Raw genomic sequence first — 16269 nt, 5'->3', positions numbered from 1 at the left:
TTCCCGGCGCAATCGCGCCGAGCAGCGAACGAGCGATCGCATATGTCGTCGGCGTCGATCGCGCGGGGGCGCCTTGCTGCGAGGGCCCGGCGCGCGTCCCATATTTTATGGCTTTGCGCGGCGGTTTGGCCGTCGCTTCTCCTCGCGCCTCGCGCCGCCGCGATATCGTCATATCTTTTCGCTACTCCCGAGGCCTGCGCAGCGTCCAGACGATTCTCACGGCAAAATTGCGCGGATGCTTTCGCCAATGCGCTCGTCGAATTGCGCGAGCGCATCGCGAATTTTTCTACGCGATGGAAATGTCAGTTCAAATACCGCCTCTGCGAGAAGGACGGCGGCGCCGAGGAAGCCTGGCGCCCGACATTGCTCGGCGTCGAGATCGTGGTCGGCGCCGGCGAGCCGTCGGCGACGCCCATTCTCGCCGTCGAGACGCCGCGCGGCGCCTTCGCGGCGCTGCCGATCTCGCGATCGATCGAGCCCGTGCGTCGCATTTCCGCGGGTTTCGCGCCGATCCTGCCCGTCGGACGTTTCCACGCCAAATCGCATAGCGTGGCGTCGAAGAGTGTGGAGGAGGGCGCGGAAACCTCTTTCGGCACGATGATCGACGTAGAAGAGCCGCCGCCCCGCGACGACGCCGCGCCTTCGACGCATGAGTCATCGGCCGCGCGGCGTCGGCGCCTGCGCGCGGCGCCGTTTGTCGAATGACTTTGTCGTCACGCGAGTGGAACGTCGCGCGGGATTGGCGGCTAGACCTCGTCTGTGCTAAAGACCGCGCCGCATATCGATCGTCACTTGGAAATGAGCGCGTCCTCGATGCCGTCTTCGTCCATCTGGCGCAAGGAATTGTTCGAGGGTTCGCTCGCCGGCGCTGCGAGTCGCGCTCTGCATTGGTATCGCGCTGAATTTTTCGCGCTCTTCTCTCCCTCCACGCTCGCTTGGCTGCTCGATCGCGGCGAGCGCCGGCTGCTCTTGCGCGCCGGGCGACGGCGTGAGCCGCTGCGATTGCTCTCCGCGGACGGGCAGGAGCTCGCCGAGCCGGTTTCGGCGGAGGAGCTTTCGGCTGCTTCGATCGATGAAGCATTGGAGCGTCGGGGCGCGACGCGCGCCGCGACGAAAATCGTCGTGGAAGTTCCGCGCGAGGCGTTCCTCGTGCGGCGTTTCGATGCGCCTCTCGTCGCGCAGCCCGATCTGCCGCGCCTGCTCGCGGCGGAGGTCGAACGCAAGACGCCCTTCGCGCTCGCCGACATTCTGCACGGCCATATCGCCACGCCGCATCCGCGATCGCCGGGCAAGATCGTCGTGGAGCAATGGATCTTGCGGCGCGATCTGCTGCCCGGTTTGCTCGACGGCTCCGGCCTTTCCGTCGAGGATCTCGACCTGGCGCAGCCCGCGCCTTCGGGCGACGGCTCCGCGCCGGTTCCGACTCTCGCCGTCGGCCGCGCCTTCGAGGCGCCGCATTGGGAGCGCAAGGCGGCGCTGATCCTCGCTCTGCTCGCTGCGGCGTTTTTCGTCATCGGCGCGACGATCACGATTTGGCGACAGGAACATGACGCCGCGGCGCTCGACGTCGAAATCGCCGAAATCTCGCGCCGCGCGGGCGAAGCGCGAAAGATCGCCGACCAGGCCGCTTCCGAGAGCCGGCTGCTCGCCACGCTGCGCGAGGAGCGCGCGAAATATCCGGCGTTCGCCGATCTGTGGGAGGACGTTTCTCGGCTCCTGCCCGACGGCGCCTTCGTATCCGATCTGCGTCTCGTCGAAGCGCGCGAGGGCGAACGCTCCATCGAGATCGCCGGCCTCGCCGATTCCGCCGCGAGCCTTCCCGCGTTGTTCGATCGCTCCTCGCTCTTCGCCGACGCCAAGCTGACCGCGCCGATCACGCCCGATCCGATCGAGAAGCGCGAGAGCTTCTCGCTGCAGGCGAAGGTGAGACGAAATCCATGAGGGGGACGGAACGATGCCGCTGAGCTCGACGGCGCTCTCGCATCCGAAATCGCGGCGCGCCTTGTTTTTCGGCGTCAACGCGCTACTGGCGCTGCTCTTCTTCTTCGCCTTCGTCGAGCCTTTGCGTGGGCTCCTCGCAGAGCGCGCGGAGGGCGTCGCCGACCGCCGCGCGACGCTCGCGCGCTATGAGGCCGTCGCCGCGCAGGAGAAGGCCGTGCGGCTCTATGCGCGGCAGGTGGCGGAGAGCAATGCGCAGGGCGAATTGCTCTCCGGCGCGACGGAGGGCGTCGTCAACGCCAATCTCCAGGCGCTGCTGAAGGCCGCCGCCGACCGATCCGGCGCGACGGTGAATTCGATTCGCATGCTGCCGCCCAAAACGCTGAATGGCGCGTCTCTCGTCGGCGCGCGGCTCGATGTGAGCGGGTCGATCGAATCGCTTCACGCGCTCGTGCGCTCGCTCGAGAACGAGACGCCGCTGCTTCTCGTGCTCACGGCGTCATTGCGTCGTCAAATGCCCGTCTGGGGGGCGCAGACTGCGACCGACGCAATGCTGGCCGGGCAATTCGACGTCTTCGGCGGCGCGTCGCCGAAAGAGCGCTCGTGACGGCGGCGCCGATCGAAGGTTTTCGGTCGCTGGCGCGCGCGCTGCGTTTGTCGCCGCTCGCCGCCATGCTCCTCTTCGTGCTGGCGACGCTGGACGTCGCCGCTTTCGCCTTTGCGATTGTTTCACTGATCGGCCCCGACGAGGCGGCGCCGACGCAGAAGACGGATTGGCGCCCGCCGAGCTTCGTGTCGCCGTCGTCGGGCCGCGCCCCGGCGGCGAGCGACGACGCGCAGACATTGTCTCGGCCCATCTTCTGGAAATCGCGGCGTCCGCGCCCGCAGGTCGCGAAGGTCGGCGACAATGCGGCCGCAGGCTCCGCGGCGCTCGCCGGCCTCTCGCTCGCCGCGATCGTCAAGACCGGCGGATCGACGCGCGCTTTCGTCGTCTCCGCCGAATCCCCCGAAGGCCGCTGGCTCGCGCAGGGCGAGACAGTGCAGGGCTGGACCATCGCGGATGTCGGCGAATTCGAATTGAAGCTCGTCAATGGCGCGCGATCGGCCCGCCTGCAACTCTATCCGGAGCATTAGTTTTTCAGCCCGTGAATTGCGTCGGCGCGAGTGGCGCGTGACCGACAATCATGTTAGGTGACGAGCGTGAGCCTGGGTATTCTTCGGCGTTGAGGCGAATGTGCGGTCGCGCTTTTTACATTCGAGTCTTTTCGCCATCGTGGCAGCCGCGGCCTCTGGTTGTCAGAGCACGAGCGATCCTCCCGTCGCGGAATGGAGTCGAGAGGCGCTCGACGACGCGTCGCGATATTCCGCTGGAGAAACGAAGAGCCGCGCATCCGCCGTTCGCGGAGGGCGCCTCTCCGCCGAATCGATCGTGGGCAGCGGGCGTTTCGTCGGCGACGCGGCGCCGCGGCAAAAAGACGACATGCGGGACGAGAAAGACGGCGTCACGCTCAATCTCGCCAATCTGCCGATCGCTCAGGCGGCGAAAGTGGTGCTGGGCGACATCGCCGGCGTCGACTATGTCGTCGATCCGCGCATCGACGGCAAGGTGACGGCGCATACCGCGCGGCCGGTCAGGCGAAAGGCCGCGATCGAATTGTTCCAATCCGCTCTGCGCGTCTCCGGCGCGGCGATCGTCGAAAGCGATGGGGTCTACAAGATCGTGCCGCTCGATCAGGCGGCCGCCAGCGGCTCGATCTCCGTCTCGCCGCAACCTCTCGACCAGGACCGCCTCGCCGGCGGCGCGCGCATCGTGCGTCTGCGTTATGTCTCGGCCTCGGAGATGAAGCGCGTGCTCGAGCCGATCACGCGGCAGGGCGCCGTCGTGCGCGCCGACGATCAGCGCCGCACGCTGACATTGAGCGGCGGCCCGCAGGAGATCGCCGCGCTCGAAGACGCGATCGCTCTCTTCGACGTCGACACGATGCGCGGGATGTCCTTCGCCGTCGTGCCGGTCACGAGCGCCGATCCGGACGCGCTCGTCGAGGATTTGCGCAAGGTCTTCGGCTCCGAGCGGGAGGGGCCGATGAACGGCATGATCCAGTTCATCGGCAATAAGCATTTGTCGGCGATTTTGGCGATCACTCCGCAGCCGGCCTATCTCTCGCGGGCGCGCGCCTGGATCGAGCGTCTCGACGCGCGGGCGCAGGGCGTTCAGAAGCAGTTCTTCAGCTATCGCGTGCAGAACCGGCCAGCGAAGGAGCTCATGCAGGTCGTCGCGTCCATGTTCGGGCGCGACGCCGGCGTCTCCAAGAGCAATGACGTCTCGCCGCGTTTCGGATCGTCGGTCCTCTCCTCCTCCGGCGGGCTCTCGACGAGCTCCGGCGGCTCTTCGGCCCTCGGCTCTTCCGGTTTCGGCTCATCCTCGGGACAGCTCGGGGCGATCTCGCCGACGAGCTCGACGAGCGGCGGCCTCGGCTCTTTCGGCGGATCGTCGAGCGGCGGCGCGGCGGGCTTCGGCGCGACGAGCGGCTCATCGAGCTCGAGCAACGGACAGGATCAGACGCAGACGGCGTCGGCGCTCGGCGAGGACAGCCGCTTCAAGCTCGCCGTCGACGAGGCGAAGAACGCAATCGTGGTGATGGCGACGCCGGAAGACTACAAGCGCCTCCTGCACGTCATCGAGAAGCTCGACGTGCTGCCCAATCAGGTGTTCATCGAAGCCACGATCGCCGAGGTGTCGCTCAACGACGATCTGCATTTCGGCGTGCGCTGGTTCCTGCAGAAGCGATCGTCGATGGCCGGTTTCTCGACCGGGGACGCCGGCGCGCCCGCGGCGATCGACACGCTCGGCAATAATCTGCTCGGCGCGGCGGTCGGCGGGGTGTTTCCGGGCTTCGCCTACGCTTTTCGCGGCGCCAACGCGCAAGTCACGCTCAACGCGCTCAACCAGATCACCAATGTCAACATCATCTCGACGCCCTCGCTCACCGTGCTCGACAATCGCCAGGCGGTTCTGCAGGTCGGCGATCAGGTTCCGGTGACGACGCTCTCCGGCGCGACGGCGCAGGGCGGCATCACGACATTCAACTCGGTCAATTATCGCGACACCGGCGTCATTCTCGCCATCACGCCGCATATCAACGAGAGCGGCCGCGTGATGCTGGAGCTCGAGCAGGAGGTCTCCAATGTGGCGCCGGGAACCAACACGACCACGACGACGCCGACGATCCAGCAGCGGCGCGTCAAGACGCAGGTCGTCGTGAACGACGCCGAATCGCTGATGCTCGGCGGCCTCATTCAGGATTCGCGCACGCGCGGCTCCGCCCAAGTGCCGGTGCTCGGCGACGTGCCGATTTTCGGAAACGCCTTCAAGGACAAGATCGACACCGCCGGCAAGACCGAGCTGCTCATCATGATCACGCCGCATGTGGTGCGCACGCTCGGCGAAGCGCGCGACATCACCGACGAATATAAGCGCAAGCTGCTGAACATCGCCACCAAGTCGAAGGTTCGCCCCCATTCTCTCGAGGGCGTGACGCGGCGCGTGCTGCTCGACGAATAGAGCATATTCCCGAAAAGCGCGAAGCGCTCGGCGACGACTTTCGTCAGCAGGGCGGCGCGGAGGCGCCCGCGCCGATCAGCTCGCGGCTGCGGGCGGGCGCGCGTTTCGATTCGACGATGGTGAAGGGGAGGCGCTCGTTCGGCCGCAGAGCGACGATCGTCTCTTCGACGCCGATCGCTCCATTCGAGAGGGCGGCCTCCGCATGGATCGAGTAGGTTCCGGCGGCGACGACGCTCTGGCGAAATTCCGGCGGAAAGCGCGGATCGCGGCGATCGAGGCCATTGGGGAAGGGCCTCGCGGCGAGCGCCAGCGCCTCGGCTGCGGGATAGCGCGCGAGCGCGGCGAAGAGGGCGGGCGGCGCCGCGCGCGGATCGACGCCGACGCCATGCGCATGGACGGTGGCGATCGGCAGCAGCGCGCGCATGAGCCGCGGCTCCATTCCGTCCACTTGGTCGAGCTCCGAGGCGGTCTGGAACGGCGCATGTTTCGGCGCGAAAGGCCGCTCCGACGACGGCGGCGGCGCGGTGAGACGCGCGAGCTCCGAGGTCTGCGTCTCGCGAAAGGAGACGATCGCGCGCGCGAGGCGGCCGGCGTCGCCGACGCCGAAGCCGCGCAGCGTCGCTTCGATCAGAGCGGACGAAGCCGCGTTGAGATCGAGCTTGCCGCTCTCGTCCTCGATCGAGATCGCGACGAGCGCGCCGGCGAGCGTGCAGATGCGCGGCGCGCCGTCGTGAGCGGTGGTTTCCGCCTTCAGAGGATCGGCTGCGTTCTGCTCCGCGAGCAGTCCGAGGATCGCGAGATTGACGGCCCCTTGCGCGACGAGCCGCGCCCTTATCGCCGAGGAATTGTCGACGGCGCCGCGCAGGCGCAGCCGCGCCGTCGCCATGAAGGAGGTCATCAGCAGAATGACGACGCCGAGGCCCCAGATCACGATGAGCAGCGCGAAGCCTCTGCGCTTCTTCGACCGCCGTCTCTCGAGCGCGTCGCGACGGGCCGCCGGCATGGGAGAGCGAATGATCAGCGCGACGCCGTGTCGCGACTGCGCGTGAGCGATCCCGCGCCGCCTTCGCGGCCCTCGGGGCCGAGCGAGCCTATGTCGAAGGGCCCGTGCTGGCCCGGAGCGCGATAGAGATAGTCATGTCCCCAAGGGTCTTTCGGGACATTGGCGGATTTCAGATAAGGGCCGTTCCATACGCTCGCGGCGGCGGGCCTGCGGGCGAGCGCGGAGAGTCCTTCCTCCGTCGACGGGTAGCGACCGACGTCGAGATAGTACAGCTCGAGCGCGCTCGAAATATTCTCCATCTGGATCTGCGCGGTCTTGACCTTCGACTCGGAGAGATAATTCAAAACGCGCGGGCCCACGAGGCCGACGATCGATCCGATGATCGCCAGCACGACCAGCATTTCGACCAGCGTGTAGCCGGCGCGCGCGGATTTTCCGACCGCGCGGCGAAGAGTTCGATAGGGACGGATCGAGGCTTTGAGCGAAGGAGAGGATCGCATCGGACTCTCGGGCTGTGCGTTCACACGCGGAAAAGCGGCGCCAGACTAGGCAGAGCGAGCCGACGAGTCCAGCCGCGCGCCATGCGCCTCAGCAAAGGATTTCTCGCGTTCCGTCATTGGATCGACACGAAAACATGTCTCGCCTGCGAGGGGCGGCGGAGGGGCGCGGTTTGCCCTCGAGGGAGGGGGAGCTGGCCTTCGCATCGTTCATCCAGATCCCCATGCCCTCGCGCTTGACACATCTTCGTCCAGGGCGGTGAACTCCGCCTCATGCGCAGACGAATCGTTCGACGTCACTCGGCCGAGAGGCCATGCTCCTTCGGCCTGTCATGAAAGTCGTCGGACTATTCGCCGGCATCGGCGGCCTCGAGCTCGGGCTCGCCCGCGCCGGGCACGAATGCCTCATGTTTTCCGAAAATTGGCCGCTCGCCGCGCATGTGCTCGCCGCGCGTTTCCCGCAGACGCCCAACGCCGGCGACGTCGCTTTGCTGCGCGCGCCGCCGGGCGAGACGGAGCTCGTCGCCGCCGGCTTCCCCTGCCAGGATTTGAGCCAGGCGGGCCGCACGCAGGGCATAGGGGGGCGCAAATCCTCGCTCGTCGAGCATGTGTTCCGCCTGCTCGACGAGAGGCCCGCGCCTTACGCTCTGCTCGAGAATGTCTCCTTCATGCTGAGCCTCGATCGCGGGCGGGCCATGGCGCGGCTCGTCTCGGCTTTCGAGGCGCGCGGCTATCGCTGGGCCTATCGGGTGGTCAACACTCTGGCCTTTCTGCCGCAGCGGCGCGAGCGCGTGCTCTTTCTCGCCTCCCGCGCCGCCGACCCGGCGGATGTCCTGCTCGTCGACGAGGCGGCGCCGCGGCCGCGCGTCACGGCGCTGCGGACGCACGCCCATGGTTTCTATTGGACGGAAGGCGTGCGCGGCCTCGGCTGGGCGCCTGATTGCGTGCCGACGCTGAAAAACGGCTCGACGCTCGGCATCGCCTCGCCGCCGGCGATCCTGCTGCCGGGCGGCGAGGTGGTGACGCCGGACATTCGCGACGCCGAGCGGCTGCAGGGATTTCCGCAGGATTGGACCGCCCCGGCCGAGGCGCTGGGGCGTCCCGCCTGGCGCTGGTCGCTCGTCGGCAACGCCGTGAGCGCGCCGGTCGCCGAATGGGTCGGCCGCCGCCTCGCCGCGCCCGGGCGCTATGATCGCGTCCGCGACGGCGGGAGGCTGGAAGAGGGCGCCCGCTGGCCCCGCGCCGCGCGCTATGACGGCGAGCGGCGCGTCGGCGTCGAAATCTCCGCTTTTCCCTGCTGGCGGGAGCGCGAGCCGCTGCATCTTTTCCTGAACCATCCGGGCAAGCCGCTCTCGGAGCGCGCCGCCGCGGGCTTCCTCGCCCGCACCGAGCGCGCCAAGCTGCGATTCGAGCCGGGTTTTCGCGAGGCGGTCGCCGCCCATCTCGAGCAGATGCGCGCGCCCCTCGTCGCAGCCCAATGAAGACGCCCCCGGCCAGCGATCCCGCGCGCTCGGCGCTGATGAAGCGCGTGCGGCAGGCCCGCACCGGGGCGGAGGAGGAAGTCGCTGCGGCGCTGCGGCGGGCCGGCCTCCATTATCGGCGCAACGCCAAGGGTCTGCCGGGCGCGCCGGATTTCGCCAATCGCCGCCGCGGCTGGGCGCTCTTCGTCAACGGCTGCTTCTGGCACCACCACAAGAATTGCGCGCGCGGCACGATCCCGAAGCAGAACCGCGCCTTCTGGCTGGAGAAATTCGCCGCCAACCGCGCCCGCGACGCCCGCAAAGCCAAGGCCTTGAGGGCCTTGGGGTTTCACGTCGCGATAGTGTGGGAGTGCGAGGCGCTGGACGCTCGCCGCCTCGCCGAGCGCGTCTCGAGGCTCGCGCGGCGCCGCGGCGCTCGGGGACCGCGAGAAGAGGATCCGCGAGAATTGGAATAGGCGCGGCGAAGGGCGGTTCACGCCGATCGCCCAGGCTTCTGGCCATGCGGCCGCCGAATTGCTACAAGCCGCAGCGAGCGATCTATATTCCGCTTCATCCCTCGAGCGAGCCCGTCAGCCCATGCGCAGCGCCAGATACGAGCGCGACACGAAAGAGACCAGGATCGCCGTCGCCGTCGACCTCGACGGCGAGGGCAAATCCGATATTTCGACCGGGATCGGCTTCTTCGACCATATGCTCGACCAGATCGCCCGCCACGCCCCGCTCGACCTCACGGTCGCGGCCAAGGGCGATCTGCACATCGACGGCCACCATACGGTGGAGGACGTCGGCATTGCGCTCGGCAAGGCCGTGGACGAGGCGCTCGGCGACCGCAAGGGCATCGCCCGCTATGGCGACGCCCATGTGCCGCTGGACGAGGCGCTCGCCCGCGTCGTCGTCGACGTCTCCGGCCGGCCCTTCCTCGTCTTCGACGTCGCCTTTCCGGCGGCAAGGATCGGCGAGTTCGACACCGAGCTCGTGCGCGAGTTCTTCCAGGCTTTCGCCACCAATGCGCGCATCGGCCTGCATGTCGAGGCGTTGCGCGGCGTCAATTCGCATCACATTGCGGAAAGCTGCTTCAAGGGATTCGCCCGCGCCTTCGGCAAGGCGGTCGCGCCCGATCCGCGCCGCGGCGGCGTCGTGCCGTCCACCAAGGGCACGCTCACCGGCTGAAAGGGAGGCGGGCCCATGGCCGTCTACACGGTCCACATTCCCCCGGCGGCGCCGGGCGAGGCTCCGTCGCCGGAGCGCGTCGTCTTTCTGCGCGACGGCTTCTCGGCGCCGGCCTTTCTGTTCGGGCCGCTGTGGCTCGCCTGGCGGCGGGCCTTTGCGCCGGCCGTCCTATGGTCGGCGCTGCTGGCGCTGGTCCTCGGGGGCGGGGCGGCCTTCGGATCGAACGCCGAGGCGGCTTCGGTCTTGCAGCTGGCGCTCGGCCTGCTGCTGGGCTTCGAGGGGCCGCGGCTCGTCGCCTGGTCGCTCGAGCGCAAGGGTTATACGGAGAGCGCCGTCATGGTGGCGGATAGGATGGACGAGGCCGAGGACGTGTTTTTCGCCAATTGGCGCCCATCCGGCGCCGTCGTGACGACGGCTCCGACGACGGCCGCCGGCGCGACGGCGATGCGTCCGATCGTCGGCGGCCTGTTCGAGGAGCCGCGCGCGTGACGACGGCGATCATCGACTATGGCTCCGGCAATCTGCACTCGGCCGCCAAGGCCTTCGAGCGCGCCGCTCGGGAGGGCGACGGCGCCGAGATCATCGTCACCAATGATCCGGAAGTGGTGCGGCGGGCCGAGCGAATCTGCCTGCCGGGCGTCGGCGCTTTCCGCGATTGCCGCCGCGGCCTCTCCGCCCTCGCCGGGCTGGACGAGGCGCTGCGCGAGGCGGTGATCGCGCGCGGCCGGCCGTTTCTCGGCATATGCGTCGGCATGCAGCTGATGGCGACGCGCGGCCTCGAACATGGCGAGGCGGCCGGCCTCGGCTGGATCGAAGGCGACGTCGCCGTCATCGAGCCGAAGGACAAGAGCCTCAAAATCCCCCATATGGGCTGGAACACGCTGGAGCTCTCGCGCCCGCATGCGCTCTTTTCCGGCATTCCGACCGGGGAGAGGGGGCTGCACGCCTATTTCGTGCATTCCTACCAATTCCTGCCGACCTCGCCGGAGCATGTCGTCGCGACGGCCGATTATGGCGCCCCGCTGACGGCGGCGGTGGCGCGCGACAATCTCGTCGGCACGCAATTCCATCCCGAGAAGAGCCAGAAGCTCGGGCTCGCTCTCATCGCGAATTTTCTGAGGTGGCGTCCGTGATCCTGTTCCCCGCGATCGATCTCAAAGAGGGCCAATGCGTTCGCCTCGTCGAGGGCGAGATGTCCTCGGCGACGGTGTTCAACGACGATCCGACCGCGCAGGCGCAGGCCTTCGAGCGCCAGGGCTTCGAATATCTGCATGTCGTCGATCTCGACGGCGCCTTCGCCGGCGCGCCGATGAATGCGCTGGCGGTCGAGGGCATTCTCGCCAATATCCAAATCCCCGTGCAGCTCGGCGGCGGCATTCGCGAGATGCGCACCATCTCGCGTTGGCTCGACAAGGGGATCTCGCGCGTCATCATCGGCACGGCCGCGGTGCGCGATCCGGCGCTGGTGCGCGAGGCGGCGCGGCTCTATCCGGGCCGCATCGCCGTCGGCGTCGACGCCAAGGACGGCTTCGTCGCCGTCGAGGGCTGGGCGCGCCGCACTCATGTCTCGGCGCAGGATTTGGGCCGCAGCTTCGAGGACGCCGGCGTCGCCGCCATCGTCTACACCGACATCTCCCGCGACGGCGTGCTGAAGGGCCTCAACATAGAGGCGACGCTGGCGCTCGCCGAGGCGCTGAGCATTCCGGTCATCGCCTCGGGCGGCCTCGCCTCGCTCGCCGACATAGAGCGGCTGCTGCAGCGCGACTGCAAGAAGCTCGCGGGCGCGATCACCGGCCGCGCGCTCTATGACGGGCGGCTCGATCCGGCCGAGGCGCTGGCGCTGATCCGCGCGGCGAAGACGGCGGCATGAGACCGCAGGACTTCATCGCCAGCTTGACGTCTCGCGCCGGCGTCGTGCGCGTGAGAAACGTCATGAACCATGTCTTGTGGTTCATGACGGTCGGAACACTGGCTTTCCTGACGGCGGCGCATCAATTCGAAGCCGACGCGATCTTGAAGTATGTTTTCGCTTTCTTCGCGCTGGTTCCGTCCGTCGTGTTTGTCGTCACGCATTTCTTCTTTATGCTGAGGAGCCCGGACCGCCTTCAGTCCGAGGAGTTCGTCGTGCGGCAACACGAGCTTTGGATAGAGTCTCGGAGCAAGAGCGGCTTGCCGCAAAAGATCGAAGGAGAAGGATTGGAGCTTCCGAACGTGATCGAGGTCGATCCGAGCGAGGGAGAGCAACGATGAACGCTTTTCTCTTGGTTTACGACAGTTCGAAAATTTCGCGCGACCTCGTGTCCAGGAGGTTGGACAAGATTGCGGAAATCACGAACTGGTACGCCGTCTTCGACAATACTTTCTGCATCTCGTCCGAGCGCGACGCGCGGTGGCTCGCAGCACAGCTCAGGGAGCAGGTGATCCCCGAAATTCGATTCATCGTCACGGAAATCGAGACGAGGAAGAAAGGTGGTTGGCTGCCGAAGATCATTTGGGATTTCATCAATCGCCCGCAGTCGGTGGAATCGTCGGCCGCCTGATGCTCAAATCCCGCCTCATCCCCTGCCTCGACGTGAAAGAGGGCCGCGTCGTCAAAGGCGTCAATTTCGTCGATCTGCGCGACGCCGGCGATCCGGTCGAATGCGCCATCGCCTATGACGCCGCCGGCGCCGACGAGCTCTGCTTCCTCGACATCACCGCGAGCCACGAGAATCGCGGCATCATGCTCGATGTCGTGCGGCGCACGGCGGAGGCCTGCTTCATGCCGCTCACCGTCGGCGGCGGCGTGCGCAACGAGGACGATATTCGCAATCTCCTGCTCGCCGGCGCCGACAAGGCCTCGATCAATTCCGCCGCCGTCGCCGATCGCCAATTCGTGCGCGAGGCGGCGGAGAAATTCGGCGCGCAATGCATCGTCGTGGCGATCGACGCCAAGCGCGTCGGCGACCATTGGGAGATCTTCACCCATGGCGGCCGCCGCCCGACGGGCATAGACGCGGTCGCTTACGCCAGAGAGGTCACGAGCCTCGGCGCCGGCGAAATATTGCTCACCTCCATGGATCGCGACGGCGCGAAAATCGGATTCGACATAGAGCTGACCCGCGCCGTGGCCGACGCCGTCGACGTGCCGGTCATCGCCTCGGGCGGCGTCGGGACGCTGGATCATCTTGTCGAGGGCGTGCGCGAGGGCCATGCTTCCGCCGTTCTCGCGGCGTCTATTTTCCATTTCGGCGAGTTCACCATCCCGCAAGCGAAACGATATATGGCGAATGCGGGCATACCGATGCGTCTCGACGGCCTGGAGCCTTCATGAGCGATTTTTCTCTCGCCGATCTTTCGCGCATCATCGCATCGAAGCGGGGCGCCGACGCCGCGCAATCCTACACCAAGAGCCTGTTCGAGGCCGGAACGCCCCGCATCGCCAAGAAATTCGGCGAGGAGGCGGTGGAGACCGTCATCGCCGCCATGGAGGGCGACCGCGAGAGTCTGACGAGCGAGGCCGCCGACGCGCTCTACCATCTGCTCGTGCTGCTGGAGGCCAGCGGCGTCACGCTCGAGGATGTGCTCGCCGAGCTCGAGACGCGAACGGCGCAGTCGGGCCATGCGGAAAAAGCGTCGCGCGGAGAGAAAAAATGAACGCCGAGGCCATTCCGCCGGGCGGCGCGGCGTTGTCGCCCTATCGGCGCTTCACCCGCGCCGAATGGGCGAGCCTGCGCGCGGATACGCCGCTGACGCTGACGCTCGACGATCTCACGCGGCTCAAATCGCTCGACGATCCGATCTCTCTGGAAGAGGTGATCGAGATCTATCTGCCGCTCTCGCGCCTGCTCGCGCTCTATGTCGCCGCGACTCAAGGGCTGTTCAAGGCGACGCAGAGGTTTTTGGGCGCCGAGGACGGCAAGATGCCTTACATCATCGGCGTCGCCGGCTCCGTCGCCGTGGGCAAATCGACGACGGCGCGCATCCTCAAGGCGCTGCTGTCGCGCTGGCCCAACACGCCCAAGGTGGAGCTCGTCACCACGGACGGCTTTCTCTATCCCAACGCCGTGCTCGAGCGCGACGACCTCATGGACAAGAAGGGCTTTCCCGAGAGCTACGACAATCGCGCGCTGCTGCGCTTTCTCTCCGATGTGAAGGCTGGCCAGCGCAATGTCGCCGCGCCGGTCTATTCGCATCTGACCTATGACGTCGTGCCGAACGAGTTCTTCTATGTCGATCGCCCGGACATTCTCATCGTCGAGGGCGTGAACGTCCTGCTCGCGAGCCGTCCCCGCGGCGACGGGCGCGAAATTCCTTTCGTCTCGGATTTCTTCGACTTCTCGGTCTATCTGCACGCCGAGGAGAGCGTGCTCGAGCAATGGTATGTGGACCGTTTCCGCCGCCTGCGCGAGACGGCCTTCCGCGATCCGCGCTCCTACTTCAAGAAATACGCCGACCTCGACGATGAAGAGACGGTGCGCGTCGCCAAGGATATCTGGACGCGCATAAATCTCGAAAATCTGCGCCGCAACATCTCGCCGACGCGCCCGCGCGCGAGCCTGGTGCTGACCAAGGGCGCGGACCATCGCATAGAGGAAGTCGCGCTGCGGAAGTTGTGAGAGCGGTCTGTGTAACGTTTCCTTCTCCCGCTCGTGGGAGAAGGAAACGCCACGCCCGACGATCGCCATCAGTTCGTATTGATTTCGAAAACAGCCTTTCCGATCTTCCCGACCTTCATCCCGGAGAACGATCATGACCACGCGCCTCGATTACACCCACGCCGCGCCCGACGGCATGAAGGCGCTCGGCGCCGCCCATTCCTATGTCGGCGCGAGCCTCGGCAGAGCTCTCGTCGAGCTCGTCTATCTGCGCGTCTCGCAGATCAACGGCTGCGCCTATTGCCTCGATCTGCACACGCGCGCGCTCGTCGCCGAGGGCTTCACCGTGGAGAAGCTCGCGCTCGTCTCGGTCTGGCGGGAGGCGGAGGCGCTGTTCAGCGAGCGCGAGCGGGCGGCGCTCGCCTGGGCGGAGACGGTGACGCGCGTCGCCGAGACAGCCGTTCCGGACGCGGAATTCGCGGCGGTCTCGGCGCAGTTCGCGGAGAAGGAGCTCGCCGACCTCACCATCGCGATCGGCCTGATGAACGCCTACAACCGCATCGCCATCGCTTTTCGCGCGACGCCCGGAGCCGTGAAGCGCGCCGCGAGTCACGCGTAGCGAAATTGGCTGGCTCTGCCGTCGCTCTGGCTCGGCATGATGGAAAGCGTCGAGCCGGACGTTTCCGCCGCCTTCTTTCCCTCGATCGCCAGCGTCGTCGGTGCGTGGCGGCTCTGAGAACGCAACTTTTCGCCGCGTGCGGCGTTTTTTAAGCATCGGGGCAGGGTCATCGAGGCAAGGCCATCGAGGGAGGTCGAAATGGCGACCGCAATCCCTGAGCTTCACATGATCTCGAGCGAGCATGTCGTCGGCGCGAAAGTGTTCGATGGCGAAGGCAAGGAGATCGGCGAGATCGATCATCTGATGATCGATCCCATAACCGGGCAGGCGCGCTACGCCGTCGTGAACTTCTGCGGCTTCATGTGCTTGCGCAAGGGCCATCACGCCGTGCCGTGGAACGCGCTCTGCTACGACCGCGATCGGCGCCGCTATACGACGACGGTGACGGAGCGGCTGCTCGAGGAGGCGCCGGAATATGACGACGCCAGCTGGGCCGATCGCGATTGGGAGACGCGTATCCACAAACACTACGGCGCGACGCCCTATTGGCGGGAGGGCGCGGCGCGGTAGCGGAGCGCAGGCCGGGCAAACTGTCTTGACATTGTCTGGCGGCGCTCCTAGCTTATTCACATGGCTACACGCGTCACCCGGAGCGAGAAGCTCGACCTTCGCCTGAGCAAGGACGCCAAGCGGACCTTGCAGGCCGCGGCCGCGGCCGCACGCAAGACGGTCAGCGATTTCGTGCTCGAAAGCGCGCTGAGCGAGGCGGAGGCGCGTCTGGCCGATCGTCGCATTTTCGTGCTCGACCCCCGAGACTGGGACGCTTTCATCGCTGCGCTCGACGCGCCGCCCCGACGTCACGCGCGGCTCGAGCGCTTGTTCCGCGAGTTCTCGGTCTTCGATCGCGATCCGTGACGCTCCGTTGCGGATCGAAAAGCTCCATCGAACGCATGCCGTCGAGGATTTTACCTGTGGTCGGCCGGAGTTGGATCGATTCTTGATCCGTCATGCGCTTCCGGCGCAGCAAGCCGGATCGTCGCTCACCTATGTCGGCATGAGCGACCGTGCGATCATCGGCTTTTATTCGCTCGTCGTCGGCGAGGTGAGGCATGCCGATGCGCCGGAGCGCGTCGTCAAAGGCATGCCCCGACATCCAATTCCGCTCATGGTTCTCGCGCGTCTCGCCACGCACAGCGACTGGCGAGGCCGCGGCGTCGGCGCCGGGCTATTGCTGGATGCTCTGACGCGCGCCTCGCAGGCGGCGGATATAGGCGGCATTCGCGCGCTGGCCGTTCATGCGAAGGATGAGCCGGCTGCCTCGTTCTATCGACATTTCGGCTTTACGCCGTCGCCGACGGACGAGCGTCATTTGTTCATGCTGATAAAGGACATTTGGGCGGCGGCCGGCGCGTGATGGGGACG

At 66.8% G+C, this 16269-nt stretch carries 23 protein-coding genes; 20 read left to right on the top strand and 3 right to left on the bottom strand.

Going from position 1 to position 16269, the window contains the following annotated elements:
• Positions 1–261: 261 nt before the first annotated feature.
• From Mspo_RS11330 to gspD, 5 genes are all read left to right on the top strand, one after another.
• Positions 262–705, top strand: a complete 444-nt coding sequence (locus Mspo_RS11330; RefSeq protein ID WP_159729787.1) for a hypothetical protein — start codon at positions 262–264, stop codon at positions 703–705.
• Between the two features lie 108 nt (positions 706–813).
• Complete coding sequence (locus Mspo_RS11325) at positions 814–1941, top strand: PilN domain-containing protein (protein ID WP_159729785.1); 1128 nt, start codon at positions 814–816, stop codon at positions 1939–1941.
• Between the two features lie 13 nt (positions 1942–1954).
• On the top strand, positions 1955–2545 hold the full coding sequence (gspM, locus tag Mspo_RS11320) for a type II secretion system protein GspM (RefSeq protein ID WP_159729783.1): 591 nt from the start codon (positions 1955–1957) through the stop codon (positions 2543–2545).
• A complete protein-coding gene (locus Mspo_RS11315; protein ID WP_159729781.1) occupies positions 2542–3072 on the top strand; it encodes a hypothetical protein in 531 nt (176 codons plus the stop codon). Before gspM ends, Mspo_RS11315 begins: the two co-directional genes overlap by 4 nt.
• 346 nt (positions 3073–3418) lie before the next feature.
• A complete protein-coding gene (gspD, locus tag Mspo_RS11310; RefSeq protein ID WP_244613356.1) occupies positions 3419–5500 on the top strand; it encodes a type II secretion system secretin GspD in 2082 nt (693 codons plus the stop codon).
• A gap of 43 nt (positions 5501–5543) precedes the next feature.
• Here the strand turns inward: gspD and Mspo_RS11305 are convergent, their stop codons facing one another.
• Both Mspo_RS11305 and gspG read right to left on the bottom strand, forming a co-directional pair.
• The gene (locus tag Mspo_RS11305; RefSeq protein ID WP_159729777.1) at positions 5544–6503 is read right to left on the bottom strand and encodes a type II secretion system protein GspK; all 960 of its coding nucleotides are present in this window, start codon (positions 6501–6503) and stop codon (positions 5544–5546) included.
• A gap of 14 nt (positions 6504–6517) precedes the next feature.
• Positions 6518–7003: a type II secretion system major pseudopilin GspG gene (gene gspG, locus Mspo_RS11300; protein ID WP_244613354.1), complete on the bottom strand. Its 486-nt coding sequence runs from the start codon at positions 7001–7003 to the stop codon at positions 6518–6520.
• 311 nt (positions 7004–7314) lie between these two features.
• Between gspG and Mspo_RS11295 the strand changes: the two genes are divergently transcribed.
• The 12 genes from Mspo_RS11295 to Mspo_RS11240 all read left to right on the top strand — a co-directional run bounded on the left by Mspo_RS11295 (position 7315) and on the right by Mspo_RS11240 (position 14847).
• The gene (locus tag Mspo_RS11295) at positions 7315–8481 is read left to right on the top strand and encodes a DNA cytosine methyltransferase (RefSeq protein WP_244613352.1); all 1167 of its coding nucleotides are present in this window, start codon (positions 7315–7317) and stop codon (positions 8479–8481) included.
• A complete protein-coding gene (locus Mspo_RS11290) occupies positions 8478–8936 on the top strand; it encodes a very short patch repair endonuclease (RefSeq protein WP_159729775.1) in 459 nt (152 codons plus the stop codon). Before Mspo_RS11295 ends, Mspo_RS11290 begins: the two co-directional genes overlap by 4 nt.
• 121 nt (positions 8937–9057) lie before the next feature.
• The gene (gene hisB / locus Mspo_RS11285) at positions 9058–9651 is read left to right on the top strand and encodes an imidazoleglycerol-phosphate dehydratase HisB (RefSeq protein WP_159729773.1); all 594 of its coding nucleotides are present in this window, start codon (positions 9058–9060) and stop codon (positions 9649–9651) included.
• 15 nt (positions 9652–9666) lie between these two features.
• Positions 9667–10140, top strand: coding sequence for a DUF2628 domain-containing protein (locus tag Mspo_RS11280; protein WP_159729771.1), 474 nt, complete (start codon positions 9667–9669; stop codon positions 10138–10140).
• Complete coding sequence (hisH, locus tag Mspo_RS11275; RefSeq protein WP_159729769.1) at positions 10137–10784, top strand: imidazole glycerol phosphate synthase subunit HisH; 648 nt, start codon at positions 10137–10139, stop codon at positions 10782–10784. Before Mspo_RS11280 ends, hisH begins: the two co-directional genes overlap by 4 nt.
• Positions 10772–11521 (top strand): 1-(5-phosphoribosyl)-5-[(5-phosphoribosylamino)methylideneamino]imidazole-4-carboxamide isomerase, encoded by a 750-nt coding sequence (hisA, locus tag Mspo_RS11270; RefSeq protein WP_159729767.1) that lies wholly within the window; start codon positions 10772–10774, stop codon positions 11519–11521. Before hisH ends, hisA begins: the two co-directional genes overlap by 13 nt.
• Positions 11518–11901, top strand: coding sequence for a hypothetical protein (locus Mspo_RS11265; RefSeq protein ID WP_159729765.1), 384 nt, complete (start codon positions 11518–11520; stop codon positions 11899–11901). The genes hisA and Mspo_RS11265 overlap by 4 nt, the downstream gene beginning before the upstream one ends.
• A complete protein-coding gene (locus tag Mspo_RS11260; protein WP_159729763.1) occupies positions 11898–12191 on the top strand; it encodes a hypothetical protein in 294 nt (97 codons plus the stop codon). Before Mspo_RS11265 ends, Mspo_RS11260 begins: the two co-directional genes overlap by 4 nt.
• Positions 12191–12964 (top strand): imidazole glycerol phosphate synthase subunit HisF, encoded by a 774-nt coding sequence (gene hisF / locus Mspo_RS11255; RefSeq protein WP_159729761.1) that lies wholly within the window; start codon positions 12191–12193, stop codon positions 12962–12964. Before Mspo_RS11260 ends, hisF begins: the two co-directional genes overlap by 1 nt.
• A complete protein-coding gene (locus Mspo_RS11250; protein ID WP_159729759.1) occupies positions 12961–13287 on the top strand; it encodes a phosphoribosyl-ATP diphosphatase in 327 nt (108 codons plus the stop codon). Before hisF ends, Mspo_RS11250 begins: the two co-directional genes overlap by 4 nt.
• Positions 13284–14249 carry a type I pantothenate kinase gene (gene coaA / locus Mspo_RS11245; RefSeq protein ID WP_159729757.1) on the top strand — a complete coding sequence of 322 codons (966 nt, stop codon included), beginning with the start codon at positions 13284–13286 and terminating at the stop codon, positions 14247–14249. The genes Mspo_RS11250 and coaA overlap by 4 nt, the downstream gene beginning before the upstream one ends.
• 133 nt (positions 14250–14382) lie before the next feature.
• On the top strand, positions 14383–14847 hold the full coding sequence (locus tag Mspo_RS11240) for a carboxymuconolactone decarboxylase family protein (protein WP_159729755.1): 465 nt from the start codon (positions 14383–14385) through the stop codon (positions 14845–14847).
• Here the strand turns inward: Mspo_RS11240 and Mspo_RS11235 are convergent.
• Positions 14838–15017, bottom strand: coding sequence for a hypothetical protein (locus tag Mspo_RS11235; RefSeq protein ID WP_159729753.1), 180 nt, complete (start codon positions 15015–15017; stop codon positions 14838–14840). The two genes, Mspo_RS11240 and Mspo_RS11235, sit on opposite strands and share 10 nt — an antisense overlap.
• Before the next feature lie 28 nt (positions 15018–15045).
• Between Mspo_RS11235 and Mspo_RS11230 the strand changes: the two genes are divergently transcribed.
• The 3 genes from Mspo_RS11230 (at position 15046) to Mspo_RS11220 (ending at position 16261) form a co-directional block, all read left to right on the top strand.
• A complete protein-coding gene (locus Mspo_RS11230; protein ID WP_201281685.1) occupies positions 15046–15417 on the top strand; it encodes a PRC-barrel domain-containing protein in 372 nt (123 codons plus the stop codon).
• Between the two features lie 60 nt (positions 15418–15477).
• Positions 15478–15762, top strand: a complete 285-nt coding sequence (locus Mspo_RS11225) for a DUF1778 domain-containing protein (RefSeq protein ID WP_159729751.1) — start codon at positions 15478–15480, stop codon at positions 15760–15762.
• Between the two features lie 82 nt (positions 15763–15844).
• Complete coding sequence (locus Mspo_RS11220; RefSeq protein WP_306344964.1) at positions 15845–16261, top strand: GNAT family N-acetyltransferase; 417 nt, start codon at positions 15845–15847, stop codon at positions 16259–16261.
• The last annotated feature ends 8 nt before the right edge of the window (positions 16262–16269 follow it).

Origin of the sequence: Methylosinus sp. Ce-a6 (assembly GCF_009811655.1) — a bacterium.
Taxonomy (GTDB): domain Bacteria; phylum Pseudomonadota; class Alphaproteobacteria; order Rhizobiales; family Beijerinckiaceae; genus Methylosinus.
Note: the sequence above shows the minus strand (reverse complement) of the source record. Positions and strands in the feature narration are given on the sequence as shown.

Coding starts and splice junctions, on each gene's coding strand:
- Mspo_RS11325 (WP_159729785.1), top strand. CDS start 814: ATGCCGTCTTCGTCCATCTGGCGCAAGGAATTGTTCGAGGGTTCGCTC.
- gspM (WP_159729783.1), top strand. CDS start 1,955: ATGCCGCTGAGCTCGACGGCGCTCTCGCATCCGAAATCGCGGCGCGCC.
- gspD (WP_244613356.1), top strand. CDS start 3,419: ATGCGGGACGAGAAAGACGGCGTCACGCTCAATCTCGCCAATCTGCCG.
- Mspo_RS11305 (WP_159729777.1), bottom strand. CDS start 6,503: ATGCCGGCGGCCCGTCGCGACGCGCTCGAGAGACGGCGGTCGAAGAAG.
- gspG (WP_244613354.1), bottom strand. CDS start 7,003: ATGCGATCCTCTCCTTCGCTCAAAGCCTCGATCCGTCCCTATCGAACT.
- Mspo_RS11295 (WP_244613352.1), top strand. CDS start 7,315: ATGCTCCTTCGGCCTGTCATGAAAGTCGTCGGACTATTCGCCGGCATC.
- Mspo_RS11290 (WP_159729775.1), top strand. CDS start 8,478: ATGAAGACGCCCCCGGCCAGCGATCCCGCGCGCTCGGCGCTGATGAAG.
- hisB (WP_159729773.1), top strand. CDS start 9,058: ATGCGCAGCGCCAGATACGAGCGCGACACGAAAGAGACCAGGATCGCC.
- Mspo_RS11280 (WP_159729771.1), top strand. CDS start 9,667: ATGGCCGTCTACACGGTCCACATTCCCCCGGCGGCGCCGGGCGAGGCT.
- Mspo_RS11265 (WP_159729765.1), top strand. CDS start 11,518: ATGAGACCGCAGGACTTCATCGCCAGCTTGACGTCTCGCGCCGGCGTC.
- Mspo_RS11260 (WP_159729763.1), top strand. CDS start 11,898: ATGAACGCTTTTCTCTTGGTTTACGACAGTTCGAAAATTTCGCGCGAC.
- hisF (WP_159729761.1), top strand. CDS start 12,191: ATGCTCAAATCCCGCCTCATCCCCTGCCTCGACGTGAAAGAGGGCCGC.
- Mspo_RS11250 (WP_159729759.1), top strand. CDS start 12,961: ATGAGCGATTTTTCTCTCGCCGATCTTTCGCGCATCATCGCATCGAAG.
- coaA (WP_159729757.1), top strand. CDS start 13,284: ATGAACGCCGAGGCCATTCCGCCGGGCGGCGCGGCGTTGTCGCCCTAT.
- Mspo_RS11240 (WP_159729755.1), top strand. CDS start 14,383: ATGACCACGCGCCTCGATTACACCCACGCCGCGCCCGACGGCATGAAG.
- Mspo_RS11235 (WP_159729753.1), bottom strand. CDS start 15,017: ATGACCCTGCCCCGATGCTTAAAAAACGCCGCACGCGGCGAAAAGTTG.
- Mspo_RS11230 (WP_201281685.1), top strand. CDS start 15,046: ATGGCGACCGCAATCCCTGAGCTTCACATGATCTCGAGCGAGCATGTC.
- Mspo_RS11225 (WP_159729751.1), top strand. CDS start 15,478: ATGGCTACACGCGTCACCCGGAGCGAGAAGCTCGACCTTCGCCTGAGC.